Genomic DNA, 18,735 nt, shown 5'->3' on the forward strand with positions numbered 1-18,735 from the left:
TCCTCCGAATAAGACACGTGCATAACGACGTCGTTATGCACGTGTCTTACCTCGGAACCCCAGCCTCAGGCAGGCGGCCCCAATCGGTCGGTTACTCTGGACCGCCTCGTCGATGACGAACAGCGGCACTAGGAACCACTCTCGGGGCGTCACTGGACGGCCGAACCGATCCGGAATTTCGATGTCGAGCTGTGCAGTCCCGAAAATCGGTGGATCAGGTTTTCAAGCCGAGTCTGGTTGATGTTGTAGAGCTCATAGGTCGCCACGACCTCGACCGGCGCCATCAGGAAGGTCGGTTGAAGATGCGCGCCGGCAATCCTCTTCTCGACACCCAATGTGGTCACGCCAATCTTGTGCACGAGGTCCCTGTTCTCAGACACCATTGGATGATCCGACTTGCTGCGCAGGACATAGATCGTGCCGGTGGTGCTATCGCCCTCTTCGGGTGCGTCCGCGAACAACGGCCCCGCGACGGGGCTTTGATGATGTGACCGCCCCCCCGACGGTGAAGCGTCCCGAAGAAAGCTCATTATTCAGATAAAGCCTGCGCAGATACTCGGCATGCATCCGATAGGGCATCCGGGTGCTGTCGGCATTCCAGGCCATGAGATCATTCATCGCCGTCCGCTCGCCCATCATGTAATCGCGCACCATCCGGGACCAGATGAGGTCATTCGAGCGCAAAAGCTGAAACGCCCCCGCCATCTGATCGGCAGAGAGATAGCCGCGGTTCCACATCATGCTTTCAAGAAGATGCAGCTGGCTTGGGTCGATGAACAACGCAAGCTCGCCCGGTTCGGCGAAATCGACCTGCGCGGCAAGCAGCGTCAGCGAGGCGAGACGCGCGTCCCCCTTCCCCGCCATGGCAGCCGCCGCGATCGACAGCAAAGTGCCACCCAGACAATAGCCGGTGGCGTGGATTTTCTGATCGGGCATTAGACGGGTGATCTCATCCAACGCGGCCATCACGCCCAGCCGGCGATAATCCTCCAGCGTCAGATCACGATCCTCTGCACCCGGATTGCGCCAGGAAATGGCGAAAACCGTGTGGCCCTGCGCCACCAGCCAGCGGATCAGGGAATTCTCCGGGCTGAGGTCGAGGATATAGTATTTCATGATCCAGGCCGGAACGATCAGCACCGGCTCGGGGTGCACGGTTTCTGTCGTGGGCGTATACTGGATCAGTTCGATCAGGTGGTTGCGGAAGATTACCTTGCCCGGCGTCACCGCCACATCGCGACCCGGTGTAAAGGCCTCGACACCCTCTGCCGGATCTGGCGGACGACGTCCTGCAGCCAGTTCTGCCAGCCCTTCACAAGGTTCATGCCTCCGGTAGCCCAGGTCCGTGCCACAACCTCGGGATTGGTAAAAGGGTTGTTCGAAGGCGCACAGACATCAAGGATCTGTTTCGCGGCAAAAGACACCACATCCTCGTGGTGCTTCGTCACGCCCGGAACCTCATGGGTGACGTTATGCAGCCATTGCTGCTGCAGCAGGAAAGCCTGCGACATCCAGCTGAAGGGCGGTTTCGCCCAGGCTTCACCGGCGAAACGGCGGTCGCCCGGCAAGGGCGTGATGACCGGCGCGGCCTGCGGATCCATCGCCGAGGCCATCAGATGCGCCATGAGACGCTGCCATTTGCGGCCCGCCTTGACGCCCAGTTCCATCTGCTTGCCCGGTGCCTGCGCCAGATGAAAGGCCCAGTCGACATAGGCCATCATCAGCGAGCCGGGCGAGACCCCGCCGCTGAGCTGTCCCGAGAGCGCCTCTCGTATGCGGTCAACGGCCTGAAAAGCCTCGATGCCAAGGCTTTCATCGCCGGTTGCACCCGAGCCATCTGATTTGGGAGTAAGGGCAATGTCGCGTCTCCAATTTACCGGCGGAAGTTAGCACAGAACTATCAACGAGTGTTGATCGAAATCAAAGAGTTCAAGATTTTTCTTGAACATAGGCATTGCGCCCAAGGCCCGATGCCGACGACATGTCGTAAAGCGCCGTCAAACCGCCGAAACAGCCGCCCCCGGACTGAACAGGCAAAGCATCGGCGTCCGGCGGCGGACACGGAATCCCCTGTCCCTGCCCTGATCATCATGGACGATTACCGGCAAAACGGCGCGACGTCGAGGCCATGACCCGGCCAATGCCGCTGGCACCAACGCCGGGCCAAGGCCGCGGCCTCAATCCGCCAGCACATCACCGATGCCAGTGAAGACACCACCGATCTGATTGAAGACAAAGGCCCCAGCCAAGCGTACCTCACCGAAAAGGGTGTTTTCAACCACAGCCCCGGCCTCGCCGGAAAGCAGGCCGACATAGCGGCTGTGGGCGGGATCATCGGTCGGAATATCGGTAATATCCACGATCCGTATTCCGGTCGCGACCGCCAGGCGCTGGACCGCCGGATCACGCACATCGACAAGCCCAAGCCGTATCCGACGTACCGAAAGCTGCGACGACAGTTTCAGCGCCAGATCGTCCGAGGAGACGAGCACCGTGATGGGATGCTTCATCGGCCCAAGGCTGACCATCTGGGCGCGGAAAAGATCGATATCAATATCCGGGGCGGCAAGGATGACCTCGATCCGGTCCAGCACATCGTCCCGCCCGGCAAGACGCAGTTGCACCAGCGTCTCCATCGTCAGCCGCGCGCCCATGCTGTGAGCCAGCACCGGCACCGCGTCGGAAGCGGACCGACCCTTTGTCAAAAGCCGCAGCAGATCGGCAAGCGCCGCGCGGGAAAAGTCAGACGCGTCACGATCAGCCAGATAGGCGCCCGGATAGCCTGCCGAGGGCCATGTAAAAAGGACGGGCTTTTCCTCGATATGCGCATCGACCGAAAGCTGCGCGGTACGGAACAAGGCCTCATGAAAGCGGGTGTTGAAGCCGTGGACATAAAGCCCGACCCCCTCGCGCGAGAGACGCTTTGCAAAGGCGTCACGGCTAAGCGTCTGCCGGCTGCGCATCACGAAATTCCGGTCGGCGCTGCTGCCATTGCGATCCGGCCATTCAATCTTTCCCGGCCGATGGCCAGGCGGCACCGAGACCTCGTATTCCAGCCAGCTTGGCCGGATGGAGCGAGAGTCGCCAAAGGCCCCCGGCAGATTTGCCTCGGGCGCGCGGGTGGTCATGGTCAGCACCCGGACAAGGCGGGCGCCCTCGGGCAGGGCACCGGCATCGGGGGCCAGAACTTCCGGCCCCGGACGCGCAGCGCAGCCTGCAAGCGCAAGCGTCAGGATCAGAAGCAGGCGGCCCAACATATGCCTTACCGCAGGAATTTCTTGAATCGTATCAGTGCCAGCCAGAACAGCGCCACCCCGATCGCCGCCAGCGCCGCGAACTGGGGCCAGACCACGTCAAGCCCCGCACCTCGGAACAAGATGCCCTGCGAGAGGATGATGAAATGCGTGTTGGGGGCTGCAAGCATGATGGTCTGGATGATCTCTGGCATGGATTCCCGCGGCGTCATCGCGCCTGACAGCACCTGCAGCGGCAAAAGCGCCATCATCAGCAAAAGCGCGAATTGCGGCATCGACCCGGCGATGGTGGCAAGGAAAATTCCAAGCCCCGTCATGGCGAAAACCATCAGCACCGCGCCCGCAAGAAACAGCACGACCGAGCCCTGCACCGGAACCGCCATCAGCGCCTGCACCACAACACTTAGCGAAAAGATCGACCCCAGCAGCACCACCAGCCCCATCGACCAGATCTTGGAAAACATGATCTCGGTCGTGGTGACGGGCATGACCAGCAGGTGCTCGACCGTGCCATGTTCCTTTTCGCGGATCAGCGCCGCGCCGGTCAGCACCAGCGACAGCATGGTGATCGACTGGATCACGGCGGAAATCGCGCCGAACCACTTCGGATCCAGCGAGGGATTATACCGCGCGCGGAGCGCCAGATCGACCGGCAGCGCGGTCTCGGCCCGGTAGCCCGCCACATATTCCGAAACCTCGGAGGACACGATCTGCTGGATATAGCCGCCGCCGGTGAAGGCCTGGCTCATCCTTGTCGCGTCGATATTCAGCTGGATCGCCGGGTTTTTTCCGGCCAGCACATCGCGCGCGAAATCCGGTGGGATGTTCAGCGCAAAAGTATCCAGCCCCTGATCCATCCGCCGATCCATCTCGGCCGTCGTGGTCATCTGCGGCTCGACAAAATAGGGCGGATAAAAGGCCGAGGTGATGCGGGCGGAGAGATGCGACTGATCCTCATCCACGATCGAGATCGCGGCATTCGTCAGCGCCTCGGGCGAGGCGTTCGCAGAGGTCCAGATCGAGAGCGAAAAGGAATAGACGATCAGCACCAGCATCACCGGATCGCGCCAGAGCCCGCGCAATTCCTTGACGCCCAGATTGAAGGTGTTGCGCAGGTTCATCCGCCCCTCACTTCGCCTGTTTTTTCAGGAAGGCCGCCGCCAGCCCGATAATCACCGGAATGGCGATGCCCATGGCCAGCATCGGCCCGGCCAGTTCCGCCATTCCGAAGGCCTTGGAGAAAGCCCCCCGCGCGGCGGTGATAAACCAGGTCGAGGGGTAGATCTCGCCCAGAACCCGACCAAAACCCGACAGCGAAGAGACCGGGTCGATCAAACCCGAATAGCTGACCGCCGGGATCATCGTCAGCATGGCGGTCGCGAACAGCGCCGCGACCTGACTTGCGATGAAGACCGACACCAGAAAACCAAGCGCCGTGGTCGCGGTGACATAGATCAGCGCCGAAAGGGTAAAGCCCAGAAAACTGCCGTTGAAGGGCACTGCGAAGAATGTGACCGCCATGGCCATCATCAGGAAGAAATTCAGCATGGCCAGCGCGATATAGGGCAGCTGTTTGCCAAGCAGAAATTCCAGCCGCGTCACCGGCGTGACGTAGAAATTGATGATCGAGCCCAGTTCGCGTTCACGCGCGACCGAAAGCGTGGTCAGGATCGCCGGGATCATCAGCAAAAGCAGCGGGATGATCGCCGGGACCATCGCATTCAGGCTGCGCACGTCGGGGTTGTAGCGGTATCGGGTCACCAGTTCGAAACTGCCGCCGCTCGCCTTGTCACCGTAAAGCTGACGCGCCTGACGTGTGATCCAGTCGGCATGCATGCCCTGCACATAGCCCTGCACCGTATTGGCGCGGCTGGGGTTGGCGCCGTCGAACCAGGCCCCGACCTGCACATCCCTGCCTGCCGCGATATCGGCGGCAAAGCCGGGCGGGATCTCGATCGCCAGCGCCAGCTCGCCCGAGCGCATTCTTGCGTCGATCTCGTCGTAACTTGTCAGGGCCGGCTGTTCGATGAAATAGCGCGATCCCGCAATATCGGCGATATAATTGCGGCTGGTGGTGGTCTGGTCGCGGTCAAGGGCGGCGAAGGTCAGATCCTCGACATCCATGTTGATGCCCAGCCCCACCACGATCATCAGAAGAAGGCTGCCGACCAACGCCATGGTCAGCCGGATCGGATCGCGCTGCAATTGCAGGCTTTCCAGCTGCGAATAGCTAAGCAGTCGCCGCAGGCTGAAGCCGGATTGCTGCGCGTGATGGGTCACCCCGGCTGCGGGGGCCTCGGGCGCGGCCTCGGGCGCAGCGGCGGGGGCGGGTGCCGTCTCGCCAATCGCCTCTTCAAGATAGGCGATGAACGCGTCTTCCAGCGTGGCGCAACCTTTGGCTTTCGTGATCCCCTCGGCGGTGTCCGAGACCAGCACCTTGCCCGCATGCATCAGGCTGATGCGGTCGCACCATTCCGCCTCGTTCATGAAATGGGTCGAGACAAAGATCGTCACGCCATCCTTGCGCGAAAGTTCCGCCAGAATGCGCCAGAAGCCGTTGCGCGCCACCGGGTCCACCCCCGAGGTCGGCTCGTCAAGGATCAGGATCTCGGGCGCATGGATCATCGCCACCGCCAGCGAAAGCCGCTGGCGGATACCCAGCGGCAACGCCTCGGGCAGGCTGTCGGTCACGTCGCCCAGATCGAACCGGGCGATCATCTCGTCAACCCTGGCGGGGATCTTCTCGGCCGCCATATCGAAAAGCCGCGCGTGCAGATCAAGGTTCTGACGCACCGTCAGCTCGGAATAGAGCGAGAAGGCCTGCGACATGAACCCGACCCGGCGGCGCACCGACAGATCGCTTGCATCGACCTCATGGCCGAAAAGCTTTGCCCGGCCCTCACTCGGCTCCAGAAGCCCGGTGAGCATCTTCATCGTCGTCGTCTTGCCGCAGCCGTTCGAACCCAGAAAGCCGAAAATCTCACCCCTGGGGATGCGGAAGGAAACATTGTCGACCGCCACGAAATCGCCAAAGCGCTGCGTCAGCCCCTCGGCCTCGATGGCGATATCGCTGTCATCGGTGGTCCGCGGCGGGATCACCACGGCACTGTCTTCGCCCCGGTCTTCTTCGGGCAAAAGCGCGATGAAGGCTGCATCAAGCGTGTCGGCCCCGGTCCGCGACAGCAGATCGCTGGTGGTGCCGGTGGCCAGCACCCGGCCCGCATTCATCGCAACCAGCCAGTCGAAGCGCGCGGCCTCTTCCATATAGGCGGTGGCGGTGATCACGCTCATCCCCGGCCGTGTCGCGCGGATGCGGTCGATCAGATCCCAGAACTGGCGGCGCGACAGCGGATCGACGCCGGTGGTCGGCTCGTCAAGAATCAGGAAATCGGGATCATGGATCAGCGCGCAGCACAGACCCAGCTTTTGCTTCATGCCGCCCGACAGCTTTGACGCCGGGCGCGACCGGAACGGCGTCATGCCGGTCGCAGCCAGCAGATCGGTGATCCGCCGCTCGCGTTCGGCCTTGTCATGACCGAAAAGCGAGCCGAAGAAATCAAGGTTCTCTTCGACCGAAAGCGTCGGGTAGAGGTTCTTGCCCAGACCCTGCGGCATATAGGCGGTGCGGGGGCAGACGCGGTTGCGATGCGCCACATCGCGCATATCGCCGCCCAGAACCTCGACCTTGCCCTGCTGGATCACACGTGCCCCGGCCAGCAGCGACAGAAGGCTGGACTTTCCGACCCCGTCTGGCCCGATCAGCCCGACCATGCGCCCCTCAGGGATCTCCAGCGTCACATTGTCAAGCGCCGTGACCTTGCCATAGCGCAGCGTCAGGCCGGAGACCCCGGCAACTGAGCCGGTCATTTCACGACATTGGAAAGAAAGTCAGGCCAGGCGGCATCCGGATCAAGCCGCAGATAGGCCATGCCCGGCAGGCCGGTTTTGACATATTCGATATGCCGCGACAGCAGCTCGGGGTCGATGCGGGCACGGACGCGGAACATCAGCTTTTCGCGCTCATCGGCGGTCTCGACCGTCTTTGGCGTGAACTGCGCCACATCGGCAACATAGGAAACCGTGGCCGGGATCACGAATTCCCGCGCCGCATCCATGACAAGGCGCACCTCTGATCCGACCTGCACCCGGCCGACCTGCGATGTCGGCAGAAAAACCGTCATATAGACATCGCCCAGATCGACAAGGCTGAGGATCCGCCCGCCAGAGCCGACAATCTCGCCCTCTTGTGCGATGCGATACTGGATCCGGCCCGTGCGCGGCGCTTTCAGCATGGCGTCGTCCAGAGAGGCCTGGATCGCATCAATCGACGCCTTTGCCGCCTCGACGGCCGCACTTGCATCGACCACCTGCGCCTGCGCGCTGCTGACCCCCGCCAGCGCTGCCGCATGGCTGGCTTCGGCCGAGGCCACACCGGCGCGGGCCTGGGCGTCCCGGGCGCGGTCATCATCCAGCACCTGCTGCGAGATCGCACTGGTCTTTGCAAGCTGCTCAGAGCGTTCAAGCCTGCGCGACGCGGCATCGGCAACCGAGCCTGCCTGATCAACCGCGGCCCGGGCCGCGCGCTCTTGTGCCTCGGCCTGAGCGACCAGCGCCCTTGCTGTCTCGACGCCGATTTCGGCGCGGGCAAGCTGCGCTTCGGCCTGACGTTTTTGTGCGTTCAGCTGCACCACGTCCATCTGCACCAGCACATCGCCTGCGCTGACCATGTCACCTTCGGCAGCGGTGATTTCGGCGATTCGGCCGCCGGTGAGCGCCGCGATATCCACCTCGGTCGCCTCGATCCGGCCATTGGCGCTGGCAAAACCCGCCGGCAGACCGGCGGGTTGCAGCCGGCCCCAGGCCAGCCAGCCAAGCACGGCGACAACGGCCAGGCCGCCCAGAATAATGGTGTTTCTGCCGGGCTTTGCCATGATCTGCCTCTGATTGCTGTGCTGATGGATGCTTCGCGCATGTCCCGATGCGGTTTTCGCGGAATTGTCACGTTAACACGGGTCCGTTGGCAGCGTTGGATATTTTTCGTAGTTGCTACGCATGAGTACGACTGTCAACTACAAGCGCCACCGTTTTCCGCCAGAGATCATCACGCACGCGGTTTGGCTTTATGTGCGTTTCAACCTCTCCCTACGCGAGGTCGAGGAAATGCTCCTGAACCGTGGCGTCGACGTTTCCTATGAGACGATCCGGCGTTGGGCGGCGAAATTTGCCCCTCAAATTGCCCGGAATTTGCGTCGACGCCAGGCCCGTCCCGGCGATATCTGGCATCTCGATGAGGTTGTGGTAACGATATCGGGGCGGAAGTTCTGGCTCTGGCGCGCGGTCGATCAGAACGGGCTTGTTCTGGAGGAAATCCTGCAATTCAGACGCGACAAGCGTGCCGCAAAGCGTCTTTTGAAGGCGCTGATCAAGCGGTTTGGCTTGCCCAAACGGATCGTCACAGACAAGCTGCGATCCTACGGAGCGGCCAAACGTGAAGTCGCATCCGGTCTCGAACATCGTTCCCACAAGGGCTTGAACAACAGGGCGGAAAACAGCCATCTACCGTTTCGAAAACGAGAGCGTTGCATGCAAGGATTTCGCTCTCCGGGCGGGTTGCAACGGTTTGTAGCCTGCCACACTGCCGTCCGAAACCGTTTCTCAGTTCCCGCCAGCCGCCGTTCCGCAAACGCAACACGCTATCATCGAATCGAAGCCTTCGACGCTTGGAAGGGCGCCGCGAGCATCTGACGCTCCAAAACAGGCCATTTCCTCGGCGCCAGCGAGTTAAGTTGACAACGCCTCACCGCCAGGTACTCGGGCCGCCGCTGGTCGCCCGCACGCACGTCGAGCCGATGCAGCTCGTAGGGCAGCCCGGCCTCTTCCAGGATCATGCGGATCCCCAGCGAGCACGAGCCCGGGGCGTGAAAGAGCTTCATGGCGATGTCTCCCGTCAGGGGCGGAACCGGACCGGGGCCGGTCCCGCCGGGGCCTCAGTGATCGTGACCGCAGTAGTCGCAATGTACCTTGGGCTTGCCAAGGCTCTTGCGCATGTCCTTCATCATCTCGAAGTAGGGGATTGGCACATGCACCGGCCGCTCGGGCGCGTTCTCGAAGTCCTCGTAGAGCGTCTGCAGGGTGACCACCACGCGCTCGGCGTCGTTCCAGTCGCGGTAGTCGCCGAGGTCGATCTTGTAGGCCGCATCCAGGAAGTCGACGCCCTGCTCGTACATCGGCCGGGCCATCTCGGTGACATCCATCAGGTAGTCCCGCATCTTGCGCACGTCCTCCTTGGTCGAGATCGGCCCGTGACCGGCAACGATCACCTCGACATCCATGTCGAGCACCATGTTGCAGACGTTGATCCAGCGCGCGATCGGACCGTACCAGGCAATCGGCGTCCCGGCCGAGAACAGGATGTCGCCGGTATAGAGCACCTTGTCCTCGGGCACGTAGATCAGCGCATCGCCCAGCGAATGCGCCGGGCCGACCTCGATCAACTCGACGGTCTTGTCGCCGACCTTGAGGGTCATCCGGTCCTTGAAGGTCTCGGTCGGCGGCGTCAGTTCGATGCCCGAGAAGTCGAAGGGACGGAAGCATTCGGCCATGAACTCGCCCGCGCGGCCGAACTGCGAGGGATCGTTCTGCACCGACAGCAGGACCTTGGGATCGAAACGGGCGAAGTCGCTCACCGTGCCCTCGGTGCCGATGATCCGCGCGCCCTCGACCAGCTGGTTGCCGAAGGTGTGGTCGCCGTCGGCATGGGTGTTGACCAGCACGCCGATCTTCTCGGAGGCGGGCACGGCGTTGCGCATCTCGGCCAGCATCTCGCCGGTGCACTTCAGGTCGAAGAGCGTGTCGACCAGCAGGGTCGCCTCTCCGTCGGCGATCAGGCCGGCATTCGACCAGCCCCAGGACCCGTCAGGCACGAGGTACCCCCAGCATCCGTTGCCGAGGTCGTGCAGCCCCTTGGTATAGTTCCACTTGGTCATGAGGGATCCTCCTAGAGTAGGGCCGTGGTGATGGCCGGGAAGAAGAAGACGAGCGCCAGCACCAGCACCATCATCAGCGCGAAGGGTGCCGCCCCCCGGAAGATGTGGCCGAGGGTGATGTCGCTCTCGGCGCCCAGTGTCGACTTGATGACGTAGACGGCGATGCCGAAGGGCGGGGTGAGCAGGCCGATCTCGACCGCGAGGATCGCGATCACCCCCAGCCAGATCAGGTCGACCCCGAGCCCGTTGAGGATCGGCACCGCGATCGGCAGCACCAGCAGCAGGATCGACGAGCTGTCGAGGATGGTACCCAGCAGGACCATGACGGCGATCATCGCCAGCACCACGCCATCGGCCGAGAGACCGGCCTCGAGCACGGTGGTGCCCAGCCAGCCGGGCATCCCGGTGAAGGCCAGCATCCGCGAGTAGAGGCTGGCGCCGATGATCAGGAAGCAGATCGAGGCGGTGGTATGGCCGGTCTGCACCAGCACCTGCCAGAAGGCGCGCCAGTCGAGGCGCCGCTTGACCAGCGCGATCACCAGGGCACCGGCGGCCCCCGCGCCACCGGCCTCGGTGGGGGTGAACAGGCCGCCGTAGATGCCGCCCAGCACCAGCGCCACCAGGGCGGCAATGGGCAGCAGCTTGGCCGCGATCTCGCCCCAGCCCATGAGGCGCTCGTCGGCGCCGGGCGCGGCCTCGGCCTGCTGGCCGCCGACGAAGCCCGGTGTCAGATAGGCCATGGCCACGATGCCGACACCGTAGGTCACTGCCAGCAGCAGCCCCGGCAGCACGCCGGCGATGAACAGAGAGCCGACGGACTGCTCGGTCAGGATGCCGTAGAGGATGAACAGCAGCGAGGGCGGGATCAGCATCCCCAGCACCGAGGACCCCGCCACCACGCCGACCGAGAACTGGCGGGTGTAGCCGCGCCGCCGCATCTCGGGCACCGCGACCTTGGTGAAGACCGCCGCCGAGGCGATGGAGATCCCGGTGATCGCCGCGAAGACAGCATTGGCCGCCACCGTGGCCACGCCAAGCCCGCCGCGGATCCGGCGGAACGCCTGCTGGGCCACGTCGAAGGTATCGCGCCCCATGCCCGAGATCGACACCACCAGCCCCATCAGGACAAAGAGCGGCACGACACCGAACAGCTGGTCGGTGATCGAATCCTTGAAGGCGACCACCAGCATGTTTGCCGCCAGGTCGAAATTGTCGCGCAGCACCCAGACGCCGAGGAAGCTGACAAGGATCAGCGACACCGCGACATGCAGACCGGCATAGATCAGCACCAGCATCAGCGCGATGGAGCCCATGGCCACCTCGACGCCGCTCATGCCTCTTCCCCCCGCAGGGCGGCGACGGCGCCGGCAAGGAACTGCAGCACCGTGGCCGCCATGCCGATGCTCATCAGCGCATAGAGCGGCCAGGTCGGAAGCTGGAAGAACCCCGGGTTGCCCATGAAATGCCGCTCGGGCCGGGTCCAGGCCTGGCTCAGCGAGGGCAGGAAATGCCAGAGCGCCACCGCCAGCAGGGCCGCTCCGATCAGGTTGTAGACGGCCAGCATTGCCGCCTTCAGGCGCGGGCTGCGGCTGCCGGCGAGGCCGATCAGCAGGTCCGAGCGGGTCAGCGAGCCGCTGCGCAGCGTATGGGCCAGTTGCAGGAAGACGATGCCCACGATCGAGAAGGCGACCATCTCGGCCACGCCCGCGATCGGAGCGTTGAACAGTCCGCGCATGGTGATGTCGGCGCAGATCAGCAGCATCAGTCCCAGGATCCAGACCGAGCCAAGGGCGTTCAGCCCGGCCACCATCGGTCCCAGCAGCTGATCGGGCCAGCTGCGGCGGTCGGTTGTCGTCATGGTGTCACTCCCCCCAAGTTGGGTCACGGCAGGACCCGGCGGCGGCGGGCCGCCGGGCCTCTCCTTTTCCTGTCGTGGCAGGCCCGGCCTCAGTCGGCGAGGTAGTCGCGCGGGAAGGTGAAACCTTCCTCGGCCAGGGTGTCGCGGTAGATGGTCAGCATCTGGTCCACCGGCTCACCCCGGGCCAGCGCGGACTCGCGCCAGGCGGTCAGCGGGTTGGCAACCTCGTCGATCCAGGCCTGACGCTCGGCCGGTTCCATCGTCACCACCTCGCCGCCGTTCTCCAGCATGGTCTGCTCGGCGGCTTCGTACTTCGCCGACTGCTCTTCGAAGAAGGCGGCCGCATAGGCTTCGGCCCCCTTGCGGAAGGCGTCACGGGTTTCTTCCGAGAAGTCTTCCCAGACCCGCTCCGCGATGCCGAGACCGCCGATGTACATGGCGCCGAAGTCGGTGCGGTTCCAATAGGGCGCGACCTCGTAGAGGCGGGCGGGAACATTGGCGGTCATCCAGCCGATGTTGCCGTCATAGACCCCCGTCGAGATGTCGTTGTAGAAGGACACGTAGCTGCCCTGCACGCCGACCGCGCCGGTCCCGTCGAGCCAGGCCAGGTTCGGGCCGGCGCCGCCGATCCTCATGCCCTGCATGTCGGCGCGGGTGCTGATCGGCCGGGTCGCGGCGATGTTGTAGCCGTCGATGGCCACGCCGCCGCCGATGTAGACCACACCGGTCTCCTCGGTGATCTGGTCGACGAGGCCCTCGGTCCCATAGAGCGCCTTTTCCACCGCGCCGGTCACCTTCTCGGGGTCGATGGGACCGAAGGGCATGGCATAGGTAATGTTCAGGATCCCCATCCCCGCCGGGTCGAAGACCCCCGAAGCCATGGCGATATCCGCGATGCCGGTCTCCAGCGCCTCGGCCTCGGACCCCAGCTTCACCAGCGTGCCGCCGTAGGCTTCGGTCCATTCGACCTGCAGGTCGCCGGTCTCGGCCAGGGCCGCGTTCACCGTCGGGATGAAGGTCTCGTGCATGTGCTTGACCCAGAGAAACACCTCCGGGTGCCCCGAGGCGATGGTCAGCCGCAGCGTTTCCTGGGCGGTCGCCACACCGGCAGCCGACACCGCCAGCCCCCCGGAAAGCGCAAGGGTTGCGATGAGTTTATTCATGATTTCCTCCCTGATTCACCACCGTTTCCGGGGTTACTCTCCAAAGTGGTAATAGCACTTGAACATCTGTTCAAGTTTTTTATTATCCCGTTCAATATCAGACAGGAAGACACCGTGAGTCAGTCAAGAGCCCCTGAAAAACAAGGTGAAACCTCGAAAGAGAAGATTCTCGCGTCGGGGGAGAGGATGTTCGGCCGCTTCGGTTTCGACGCCACGACCTCGCGCAAGATCGCGACGGACGCGGGGGTGCCGGTGGCCCTGATCAACTATCACTTCGGCTCGAAGGAAGGGCTCTACCGTGCGATCTTCGAGAAGCGCTCGCCGGCGATTCGCGATCAGCGGGTGGTCGGTCTGCAGCTGGCGCGCTCGGAAGCGGACTGGGACAAGCGGGTCGAGCTGGTGGTGAAGGCGCTGATCGTGCCGATGTTCGGGCTGCGCAACGACGGCAACGATGGCGCCTTCGGCCGGATCCTGGCGCGGGAGCTCTCCGATCCCAGCTCCGAGGGGCGCGGCATCTTCCGCGAGATGTTCGATCCGGTCGCCGAGATGATGCTGGATGCCCTCGCCGAGTGCTTCCCCGACTGGACCCGGGCCGAGGTGAACTGGGCCTACCAGACCATGCTGGGCGCGATGATGATCGTGATGATGGACAACGGGCGCATCGCCCGCCTGTCGGACGGCACCGCCGATTCCGAGGATCCCGAAACCGCCGCGATCCATATCGCCGCGATCCTGACCGCCGGGCTGAAGCATCGCGACCGCGGCCAGACCAGCGGCAGCTAGAGAGAGATTTCCAAGGGAGGAGATACTATGAAACTGGTCACTTTCGACACCGGCGACGGCGCCGGTCGCCCCGGCGCGATGCTGGGCGACGGCAGCCGCATCCTCGATCTTGCCAGGGCGACGGAGGGGGCGATCGCCTCGATCCAGGCCCTGATCGAGGGCGGCGACAGCGCGCTGGAGCAGGCCCAGGCCGCCGAGGCCGCCGCGCGCAACGCCCATATCCTCAACCGCTCCGACATCCGCCTGATGGCCCCCATCGAGCCGCCGATCCAGATGCGCGACTGCCTCTGCTTCGAAACCCATCTCAAGCAGGCATTCCAGCAGGCCCGCAAGCTGCGCGCCAGCCAGTTCGACGACCCCGAGGCCGCCGAGGCCGAGATGGCCGCGAAGGGCATCCTCTCGGTGCCGCAAACCTTCTACGAGCAGCCGATCTACTACAAGGCCAACCGCTTCTCGGTGGTCGGCCACGAGACCGACGTGATCTGGCCCGCCTATTCGAAGTTCATGGATTTCGAGCTGGAATTCGGCGTCTACATCGGCCGCGCCGCCAAGGATGTGAAGGCCGCCGACGCGCGCCCCTACATCTTCGGCTACACGATCTTCAACGACTTCACCGCCCGTGACGCCCAGACCGCCGAGATGGGTGGCCAGCTCGGCCCGGCGAAGGGCAAGGACTTCGACACGGCCAATCCCATGGGGCCCTGCCTCGTCACCGCCGACGAATTCGGCGATCCCTACGACAAGACCATGATCTGCCGGGTCAACGGCGAGGAATGGGGCCGCGGCTCGACCTCGACGATGCACTGGTCCTTCGAGCAGCTGATCGAACATGTCTCGGCGTCGGAAACCATCCGCCCGGGCGAATTCCTCGGCTCGGGCACGGTCGGCAACGGCTGCGGGCTGGAGCACATGCGGTTTCTGTCGGCCGGCGATACCGTCGAGCTGGAGGTCGAGGGCATCGGCATCCTGCGCAACACCCTCGTCAAGCCGGGAGCCTGAACATGGTGCGGATCATCGGCTGGGGACACACCCGCTTCGGGCGGCTCTCGGAGTCGCTCGAGGAACTGATCGTGGCGGCGGGCCGGGAGGCCCTCGCCCATTCCGGCCTGGACGGCGCCGCGATTGGTGGCGTCTGGCTGGGGCATTTCAACTCGGGCATGGTCGGCGATGCCTTCGCCGCGTCGATGGCGCTCGGCATCGACGAGGGGCTGCGCTTCAAGCCGGCGACCCGGCTGGAGAATGCCTGTGCCTCCGGCTCGGCCGCCCTCTGGGGCGCGATCGACGCGGTGCAGGCGGGGCGCGTCGACTCGGCGCTGGTGATCGGGGTCGAGAAGATGACCCACCTGAGCACTGCCGAGGTGACCACCGGACTCGCCGGGGCCTCGTCCCAGAGCGAGGAGGCCGGGGTCTCCTTCCCCGAGATCTTCGCCCGCTTCGCCCGCGCCTATGGCGCCGCATATGGCGACCAGACCGACACCCTGGCCCGCATCGCGGTGAAGAACCACGCCAACGCCATGGCCAACCCGCTGGCCCAGATGCACAAGCCGCTGGACTTCGAGTTCTGCCGCACGGTGTCCGAGCGCAACCCGATGATCGCCGAGCCGCTCAAGGTCTCGGACTGTTCGCTGATCTCGGACGGGGCGGCGGCGCTGGTGATCACCCGCGACGAGCTGGCCCGGGGCGCGCCCCGCGCCGTGGCGATCCGGGGCCGGGCGCAGGTGAACGACTACCTGCCGATGTCGCGCAAGTCGCAGACCGCGCTGACCGGCGCTGCCATGGCCATCGGCCAGGCGCTGAGCGAGGCCGGCGCGACCATCGGCGACATCCACCTGGCCGAGGTGCACGACTGTTTCACCATCGCCGAGCTGATGCTCTACGAGGCCATGGGCCTCGCCGCCCCCGGCGAGGGGCACCGGGTGCTGGCCGAGGGCATCGTCGCCCCCGGCGGCGCGTTGCCGGTGAACCTCTCCGGCGGGCTGAAGGCCAAGGGGCACCCGGTCGGCGCCACCGGCGTCTCGATGCATGTCATGGCCGCCCGGCAGGTGCTGGGCGAGGCCGGAGAGATGCAGCGCCCCGGCGCCGAGCTGGGACTGGTGGTCAACATGGGGGGCTCGGGCGTGGCCAATTACGCCTCGGTGCTGGAGGCCGCTGCCACATGAACATCGCCCATTGGCTCGACCGCGCCGCGCGCCGCTGGCCCGGCGCTGCCGCCCTGCTCTCCGGCACCGAGGTTCTGACGGATTACGCCGGCTTCCAGGCCCGCGCCGGCGGTTTCGCCCGCTGGCTGGCGGAGGAGGCCGGCATCGCCCCCGGGGACCGCGTCGCGATCTTCATGAAGAACTGCCCCGAGTACCTGGTGGCGCTCTTCGGGATCTGGAAGGCCGGGGCCGTCGCTGTGCCGGTCAATGCCAAGCTGCATCCCAGGGAAGCCAGCTGGATCATCGAGGCCGCCGGCGCCCGGCTGGTGCTGCTCTCCGAGAGCCTGGCCGAAGGGGTCGTGGCGCCGCACCGCCTGGTGGCCCCCGGCGCGGTCTTCGCCCGCGCCCAGGAGCTGCCCGCGCTGCCGACCTGGCCCGCCGGCCCGCAGGACCTGGCCTGGCTCTTCTACACCTCCGGCACGACGGGGCGACCGAAGGGGGTGATGATCACCCATGCCATGCTGGCCGAGATGTCGCTGTGCTACCTCGCCGATGTCGACGAGGTCGCACAGCGGGATGCCGCCCTCTACGCCGCGCCGATGAGCCACGGCGCCGGGCTCTACGCCCTCGTGCATGTGCTGAAGGGGGCGGGGCACATCTGTCCGCCCTCGGGCGGCTTCGACACCGCCGAGTTCCTGCAGATCGCCACCGAGCATGGCTCGGTCAGCGCCTTCCTCGCGCCGACGATGGTGCACCGGCTGACCCATGCGGCCCGCGCCGCGGGCAGCCGGGGCGAGGGGCTGCGCACCGTGGTCTATGGCGGCGGCCCGATGTACCGCGCCGACATCGAGGCGGCGCTGGATCACTTCGGCCCGAAGTTCGTGCAGATCTACGGCCAGGGGGAATGCCCCATGGGCATCACCGCCCTGTCGCGCGACGAGATCGCGCAGCGCGACCACCCCGACTGGGCGGCGCGCATCACCTCGGTCGGCCGGGCCCAGTCGGCGGTCGAGGTGCGCATCCTGCGCGAGGACGGCAGCCCCGCCGACCCCGGCGAGATCGGCGAGATAGCCGTGCAGGGCAGCCTGGTGATGCCGGGCTACTGGCAGGCCCCCGAAGCCACCGCCGAGACCCTGGCCGAGGGCTGGCTGCACACCGGCGACCGGGGCGCGATGACCTCCGATGGCTATGTCACGCTGCATGACCGCTCCAAGGACGTGATCATCTCGGGGGGCACCAACATCTACCCCCGCGAGGTCGAGGAGGCGCTGCTGAGTCACCCACTGGTCGACGAGGTGGCGGTGATCGGTCGGGTCTCGGCGGAATGGGGAGAGGACGTCGTCGCCTGCGTCGTGCTGGCCCCGGGCGCCGACTGCACCGAGGCCGAGCTCGACGCCCATTGCCTTGCCTCCATCGCCCGCTTCAAGCGCCCGAAAGCCTACCGCTTCCTGCCCGCCCTGCCGAAGAACGCCTACGGCAAGGTGCTGAAGACGGAGCTGCGCGCGAAGGAGGGCGACGAAACGGCGGGCGCGGCGGTCTGACCCCGCCCCCCTGCGGCGACACTGACGGGTCTGCCAGCGGGCCCGTCAGATAGGGTATCGCGATACCGATCCCGATATCTCCGGCCCGTTGCGATAACCCGATAGGGGGCATTGCCAAGTTGTTTGGGCGGCGTGACTTTGCTACGAGCTGAGGCATGAAATTACCGACGTCCATGCCGCGCCTGAAAGGCTTTCGGTTCCCCCGCGAGATCGTGGCCTACGCTGTCTGGGCGTACCATCGCTTTGCTCTGAGCACGGCGGATGTCGAGGATCTGCTTGCCGAGCGTGGCGTCATCGTGAGCCGTGAAACGATCCGTCTCTGGGTCAATCGGTTTGGCGCGCATTTTGCCGCCTGCATCCGTCAGGACCGTCCCCGCCCGAATGACAAATGGCATCTGGATGAGGTTGTGATCCCGATCAACGGGGTGAAGCACTGGCTCTGGCGGGCGGTGGATGCCAATGGCGATACGCTCGATATTCTCGTCCAGAAGCACCGCAATGCGAAGGCCGCACGACGCTTTCTGCGTCGGCTGATCGCGCAGTTTGGCCAGCCAAGGGTGCTGATCACGGACAAACTGCGCAGCTATGGCAAGCCGATTGCCCGCCTTGCGCCCCAGGCGGACCATCGCGCCCACAAGGGGCTCAACAACCGGATCGAGGGCAGTCACAGGCCGACCCGAAGGCGCGAGAAGATCATGGGGCGGTTCAAGTCCCCAAGGCAGGCACAGCGGGTTCTGGCCGCACATGACCAGATCAACACCATCTTCGGCCCTCGGCGCTACAAACTGACCGCCATCTCATATCGCCACGCCCGGGCAGATGCTTTCTGTCTCTGGACCGACTATGCCGCACAAATGACTGCTTGATATCTCCAGCCAGGACCTTTCAAATCCACGGATCAACAACTTGGCAATGCCGATGAAGCCCTTCTCGACCATCACCGCAAGGGCGACTGGAAGACCTTCCTGAACGCCGCCGTGCTGGCAAAGAAGAACATCCTTGTCTCTGGCTC

The 18,735-nt window shown here is 64.8% G+C and carries 18 protein-coding genes and 1 pseudogene; 6 read left to right on the forward strand and 13 right to left on the reverse strand.

Annotation, left to right across the window (positions count from 1 at the left end; translation table 11 throughout):
* Positions 1-149: 149 nt before the first annotated feature.
* From C8N44_RS23945 to C8N44_RS21320, 8 genes and pseudogenes are all read right to left on the reverse strand, one after another.
* Positions 150-383 (reverse strand): GIY-YIG nuclease family protein, encoded by a 234-nt coding sequence (locus C8N44_RS23945; protein WP_244641172.1) that lies wholly within the window; start codon positions 381-383, stop codon positions 150-152.
* A gap of 46 nt (positions 384-429) precedes the next feature.
* The gene (locus tag C8N44_RS23950) at positions 430-1,233 is read right to left on the reverse strand and encodes a PHA/PHB synthase family protein (RefSeq protein WP_280514105.1); all 804 of its coding nucleotides are present in this window, start codon (positions 1,231-1,233) and stop codon (positions 430-432) included.
* Positions 1,224-1,718, reverse strand: coding sequence for a poly-beta-hydroxybutyrate polymerase N-terminal domain-containing protein (locus C8N44_RS23955; RefSeq protein ID WP_280952968.1), 495 nt, complete (start codon positions 1,716-1,718; stop codon positions 1,224-1,226). The genes C8N44_RS23950 and C8N44_RS23955 overlap by 10 nt, the downstream gene beginning before the upstream one ends.
* 12 nt (positions 1,719-1,730) lie before the next feature.
* A pseudogene (locus tag C8N44_RS24125) lies at positions 1,731-1,859 on the reverse strand (hypothetical protein); the annotation flags it as partial.
* A gap of 318 nt (positions 1,860-2,177) precedes the next feature.
* On the reverse strand, positions 2,178-3,128 hold the full coding sequence (locus tag C8N44_RS21305; protein ID WP_158274122.1) for an alpha/beta hydrolase: 951 nt from the start codon (positions 3,126-3,128) through the stop codon (positions 2,178-2,180).
* Positions 3,129-3,262: 134 nt separating this feature from the next.
* Positions 3,263-4,375, reverse strand: coding sequence for an ABC transporter permease (locus tag C8N44_RS21310; protein ID WP_038070094.1), 1,113 nt, complete (start codon positions 4,373-4,375; stop codon positions 3,263-3,265).
* Positions 4,376-4,382: 7 nt separating this feature from the next.
* Positions 4,383-7,121, reverse strand: a complete 2,739-nt coding sequence (gene rbbA, locus C8N44_RS21315) for a ribosome-associated ATPase/putative transporter RbbA (protein ID WP_107978778.1) — start codon at positions 7,119-7,121, stop codon at positions 4,383-4,385.
* On the reverse strand, positions 7,118-8,185 hold the full coding sequence (locus C8N44_RS21320) for an HlyD family secretion protein (RefSeq protein WP_107978779.1): 1,068 nt from the start codon (positions 8,183-8,185) through the stop codon (positions 7,118-7,120). The genes rbbA and C8N44_RS21320 overlap by 4 nt, the downstream gene beginning before the upstream one ends.
* Positions 8,186-8,306: 121 nt before the next feature.
* On the opposite strand from C8N44_RS21320, the gene C8N44_RS21325 reads away from it, so the two are divergent.
* The gene (locus C8N44_RS21325; protein WP_107978780.1) at positions 8,307-8,999 is read left to right on the forward strand and encodes an IS6 family transposase; all 693 of its coding nucleotides are present in this window, start codon (positions 8,307-8,309) and stop codon (positions 8,997-8,999) included.
* Here the strand turns inward: C8N44_RS21325 and C8N44_RS21330 are convergent.
* The 5 genes from C8N44_RS21330 to C8N44_RS21350 form a co-directional block, all read right to left on the reverse strand.
* On the reverse strand, positions 8,951-9,187 hold the full coding sequence (locus C8N44_RS21330) for a thioredoxin domain-containing protein (protein ID WP_107978781.1): 237 nt from the start codon (positions 9,185-9,187) through the stop codon (positions 8,951-8,953). The two genes, C8N44_RS21325 and C8N44_RS21330, sit on opposite strands and share 49 nt — an antisense overlap.
* 54 nt (positions 9,188-9,241) lie before the next feature.
* The gene (locus C8N44_RS21335; RefSeq protein ID WP_107978782.1) at positions 9,242-10,240 is read right to left on the reverse strand and encodes an MBL fold metallo-hydrolase; all 999 of its coding nucleotides are present in this window, start codon (positions 10,238-10,240) and stop codon (positions 9,242-9,244) included.
* Between the two features lie 11 nt (positions 10,241-10,251).
* Positions 10,252-11,574, reverse strand: coding sequence for a TRAP transporter large permease (locus C8N44_RS21340; protein ID WP_107978783.1), 1,323 nt, complete (start codon positions 11,572-11,574; stop codon positions 10,252-10,254).
* A complete protein-coding gene (locus tag C8N44_RS21345; protein ID WP_107978784.1) occupies positions 11,571-12,098 on the reverse strand; it encodes a TRAP transporter small permease subunit in 528 nt (175 codons plus the stop codon). The genes C8N44_RS21340 and C8N44_RS21345 overlap by 4 nt, the downstream gene beginning before the upstream one ends.
* Positions 12,099-12,187: 89 nt before the next feature.
* Complete coding sequence (locus C8N44_RS21350; RefSeq protein WP_107978785.1) at positions 12,188-13,261, reverse strand: C4-dicarboxylate TRAP transporter substrate-binding protein; 1,074 nt, start codon at positions 13,259-13,261, stop codon at positions 12,188-12,190.
* A 114-nt stretch (positions 13,262-13,375) separates the two neighbouring features.
* On the opposite strand from C8N44_RS21350, the gene C8N44_RS21355 reads away from it, so the two are divergent.
* From C8N44_RS21355 to C8N44_RS21375, 5 genes are all read left to right on the forward strand, one after another.
* Positions 13,376-14,044, forward strand: a complete 669-nt coding sequence (locus C8N44_RS21355) for a TetR/AcrR family transcriptional regulator (protein ID WP_107978786.1) — start codon at positions 13,376-13,378, stop codon at positions 14,042-14,044.
* A 27-nt stretch (positions 14,045-14,071) separates the two neighbouring features.
* On the forward strand, positions 14,072-15,043 hold the full coding sequence (locus C8N44_RS21360; protein ID WP_107978787.1) for a fumarylacetoacetate hydrolase family protein: 972 nt from the start codon (positions 14,072-14,074) through the stop codon (positions 15,041-15,043).
* Between the two features lie 2 nt (positions 15,044-15,045).
* Positions 15,046-16,203: a thiolase domain-containing protein gene (locus tag C8N44_RS21365; RefSeq protein WP_107978788.1), complete on the forward strand. Its 1,158-nt coding sequence runs from the start codon at positions 15,046-15,048 to the stop codon at positions 16,201-16,203.
* Positions 16,200-17,723: a class I adenylate-forming enzyme family protein gene (locus tag C8N44_RS21370; protein ID WP_107978789.1), complete on the forward strand. Its 1,524-nt coding sequence runs from the start codon at positions 16,200-16,202 to the stop codon at positions 17,721-17,723. The genes C8N44_RS21365 and C8N44_RS21370 overlap by 4 nt, the downstream gene beginning before the upstream one ends.
* A 155-nt stretch (positions 17,724-17,878) precedes the next feature.
* Positions 17,879-18,589 carry an IS6 family transposase gene (locus tag C8N44_RS21375; protein WP_107978790.1) on the forward strand — a complete coding sequence of 237 codons (711 nt, stop codon included), beginning with the start codon at positions 17,879-17,881 and terminating at the stop codon, positions 18,587-18,589.
* Positions 18,590-18,735 lie beyond the last annotated feature (146 nt).

It is taken from the genome of Allosediminivita pacifica, from assembly GCF_003054175.1.
Lineage (GTDB): Bacteria > Pseudomonadota > Alphaproteobacteria > Rhodobacterales > Rhodobacteraceae > Allosediminivita > Allosediminivita pacifica.

What these genes read in the sequence shown, in the direction of transcription:
- C8N44_RS23945 (WP_244641172.1), bottom strand. Translation starts at nt 383, where the DNA reads ATGGTGTCTGAGAACAGGGACCTCGTGCACAAGATTGGCGTGACCACA.
- C8N44_RS23955 (WP_280952968.1), bottom strand. Translation starts at nt 1,718, where the DNA reads ATGGCCTATGTCGACTGGGCCTTTCATCTGGCGCAGGCACCGGGCAAG.
- C8N44_RS21305 (WP_158274122.1), bottom strand. Translation starts at nt 3,128, where the DNA reads ATGACCACCCGCGCGCCCGAGGCAAATCTGCCGGGGGCCTTTGGCGAC.
- C8N44_RS21310 (WP_038070094.1), bottom strand. Translation starts at nt 4,375, where the DNA reads ATGAACCTGCGCAACACCTTCAATCTGGGCGTCAAGGAATTGCGCGGG.
- rbbA (WP_107978778.1), bottom strand. Translation starts at nt 7,121, where the DNA reads ATGACCGGCTCAGTTGCCGGGGTCTCCGGCCTGACGCTGCGCTATGGC.
- C8N44_RS21320 (WP_107978779.1), bottom strand. Translation starts at nt 8,185, where the DNA reads ATGGCAAAGCCCGGCAGAAACACCATTATTCTGGGCGGCCTGGCCGTT.
- C8N44_RS21325 (WP_107978780.1), top strand. Translation starts at nt 8,307, where the DNA reads ATGAGTACGACTGTCAACTACAAGCGCCACCGTTTTCCGCCAGAGATC.
- C8N44_RS21330 (WP_107978781.1), bottom strand. Translation starts at nt 9,187, where the DNA reads ATGAAGCTCTTTCACGCCCCGGGCTCGTGCTCGCTGGGGATCCGCATG.
- C8N44_RS21335 (WP_107978782.1), bottom strand. Translation starts at nt 10,240, where the DNA reads ATGACCAAGTGGAACTATACCAAGGGGCTGCACGACCTCGGCAACGGA.
- C8N44_RS21340 (WP_107978783.1), bottom strand. Translation starts at nt 11,574, where the DNA reads ATGAGCGGCGTCGAGGTGGCCATGGGCTCCATCGCGCTGATGCTGGTG.
- C8N44_RS21345 (WP_107978784.1), bottom strand. Translation starts at nt 12,098, where the DNA reads ATGACGACAACCGACCGCCGCAGCTGGCCCGATCAGCTGCTGGGACCG.
- C8N44_RS21350 (WP_107978785.1), bottom strand. Translation starts at nt 13,261, where the DNA reads ATGAATAAACTCATCGCAACCCTTGCGCTTTCCGGGGGGCTGGCGGTG.
- C8N44_RS21360 (WP_107978787.1), top strand. Translation starts at nt 14,072, where the DNA reads ATGAAACTGGTCACTTTCGACACCGGCGACGGCGCCGGTCGCCCCGGC.
- C8N44_RS21365 (WP_107978788.1), top strand. Translation starts at nt 15,046, where the DNA reads ATGGTGCGGATCATCGGCTGGGGACACACCCGCTTCGGGCGGCTCTCG.
- C8N44_RS21370 (WP_107978789.1), top strand. Translation starts at nt 16,200, where the DNA reads ATGAACATCGCCCATTGGCTCGACCGCGCCGCGCGCCGCTGGCCCGGC.
- C8N44_RS21375 (WP_107978790.1), top strand. Translation starts at nt 17,879, where the DNA reads ATGAAATTACCGACGTCCATGCCGCGCCTGAAAGGCTTTCGGTTCCCC.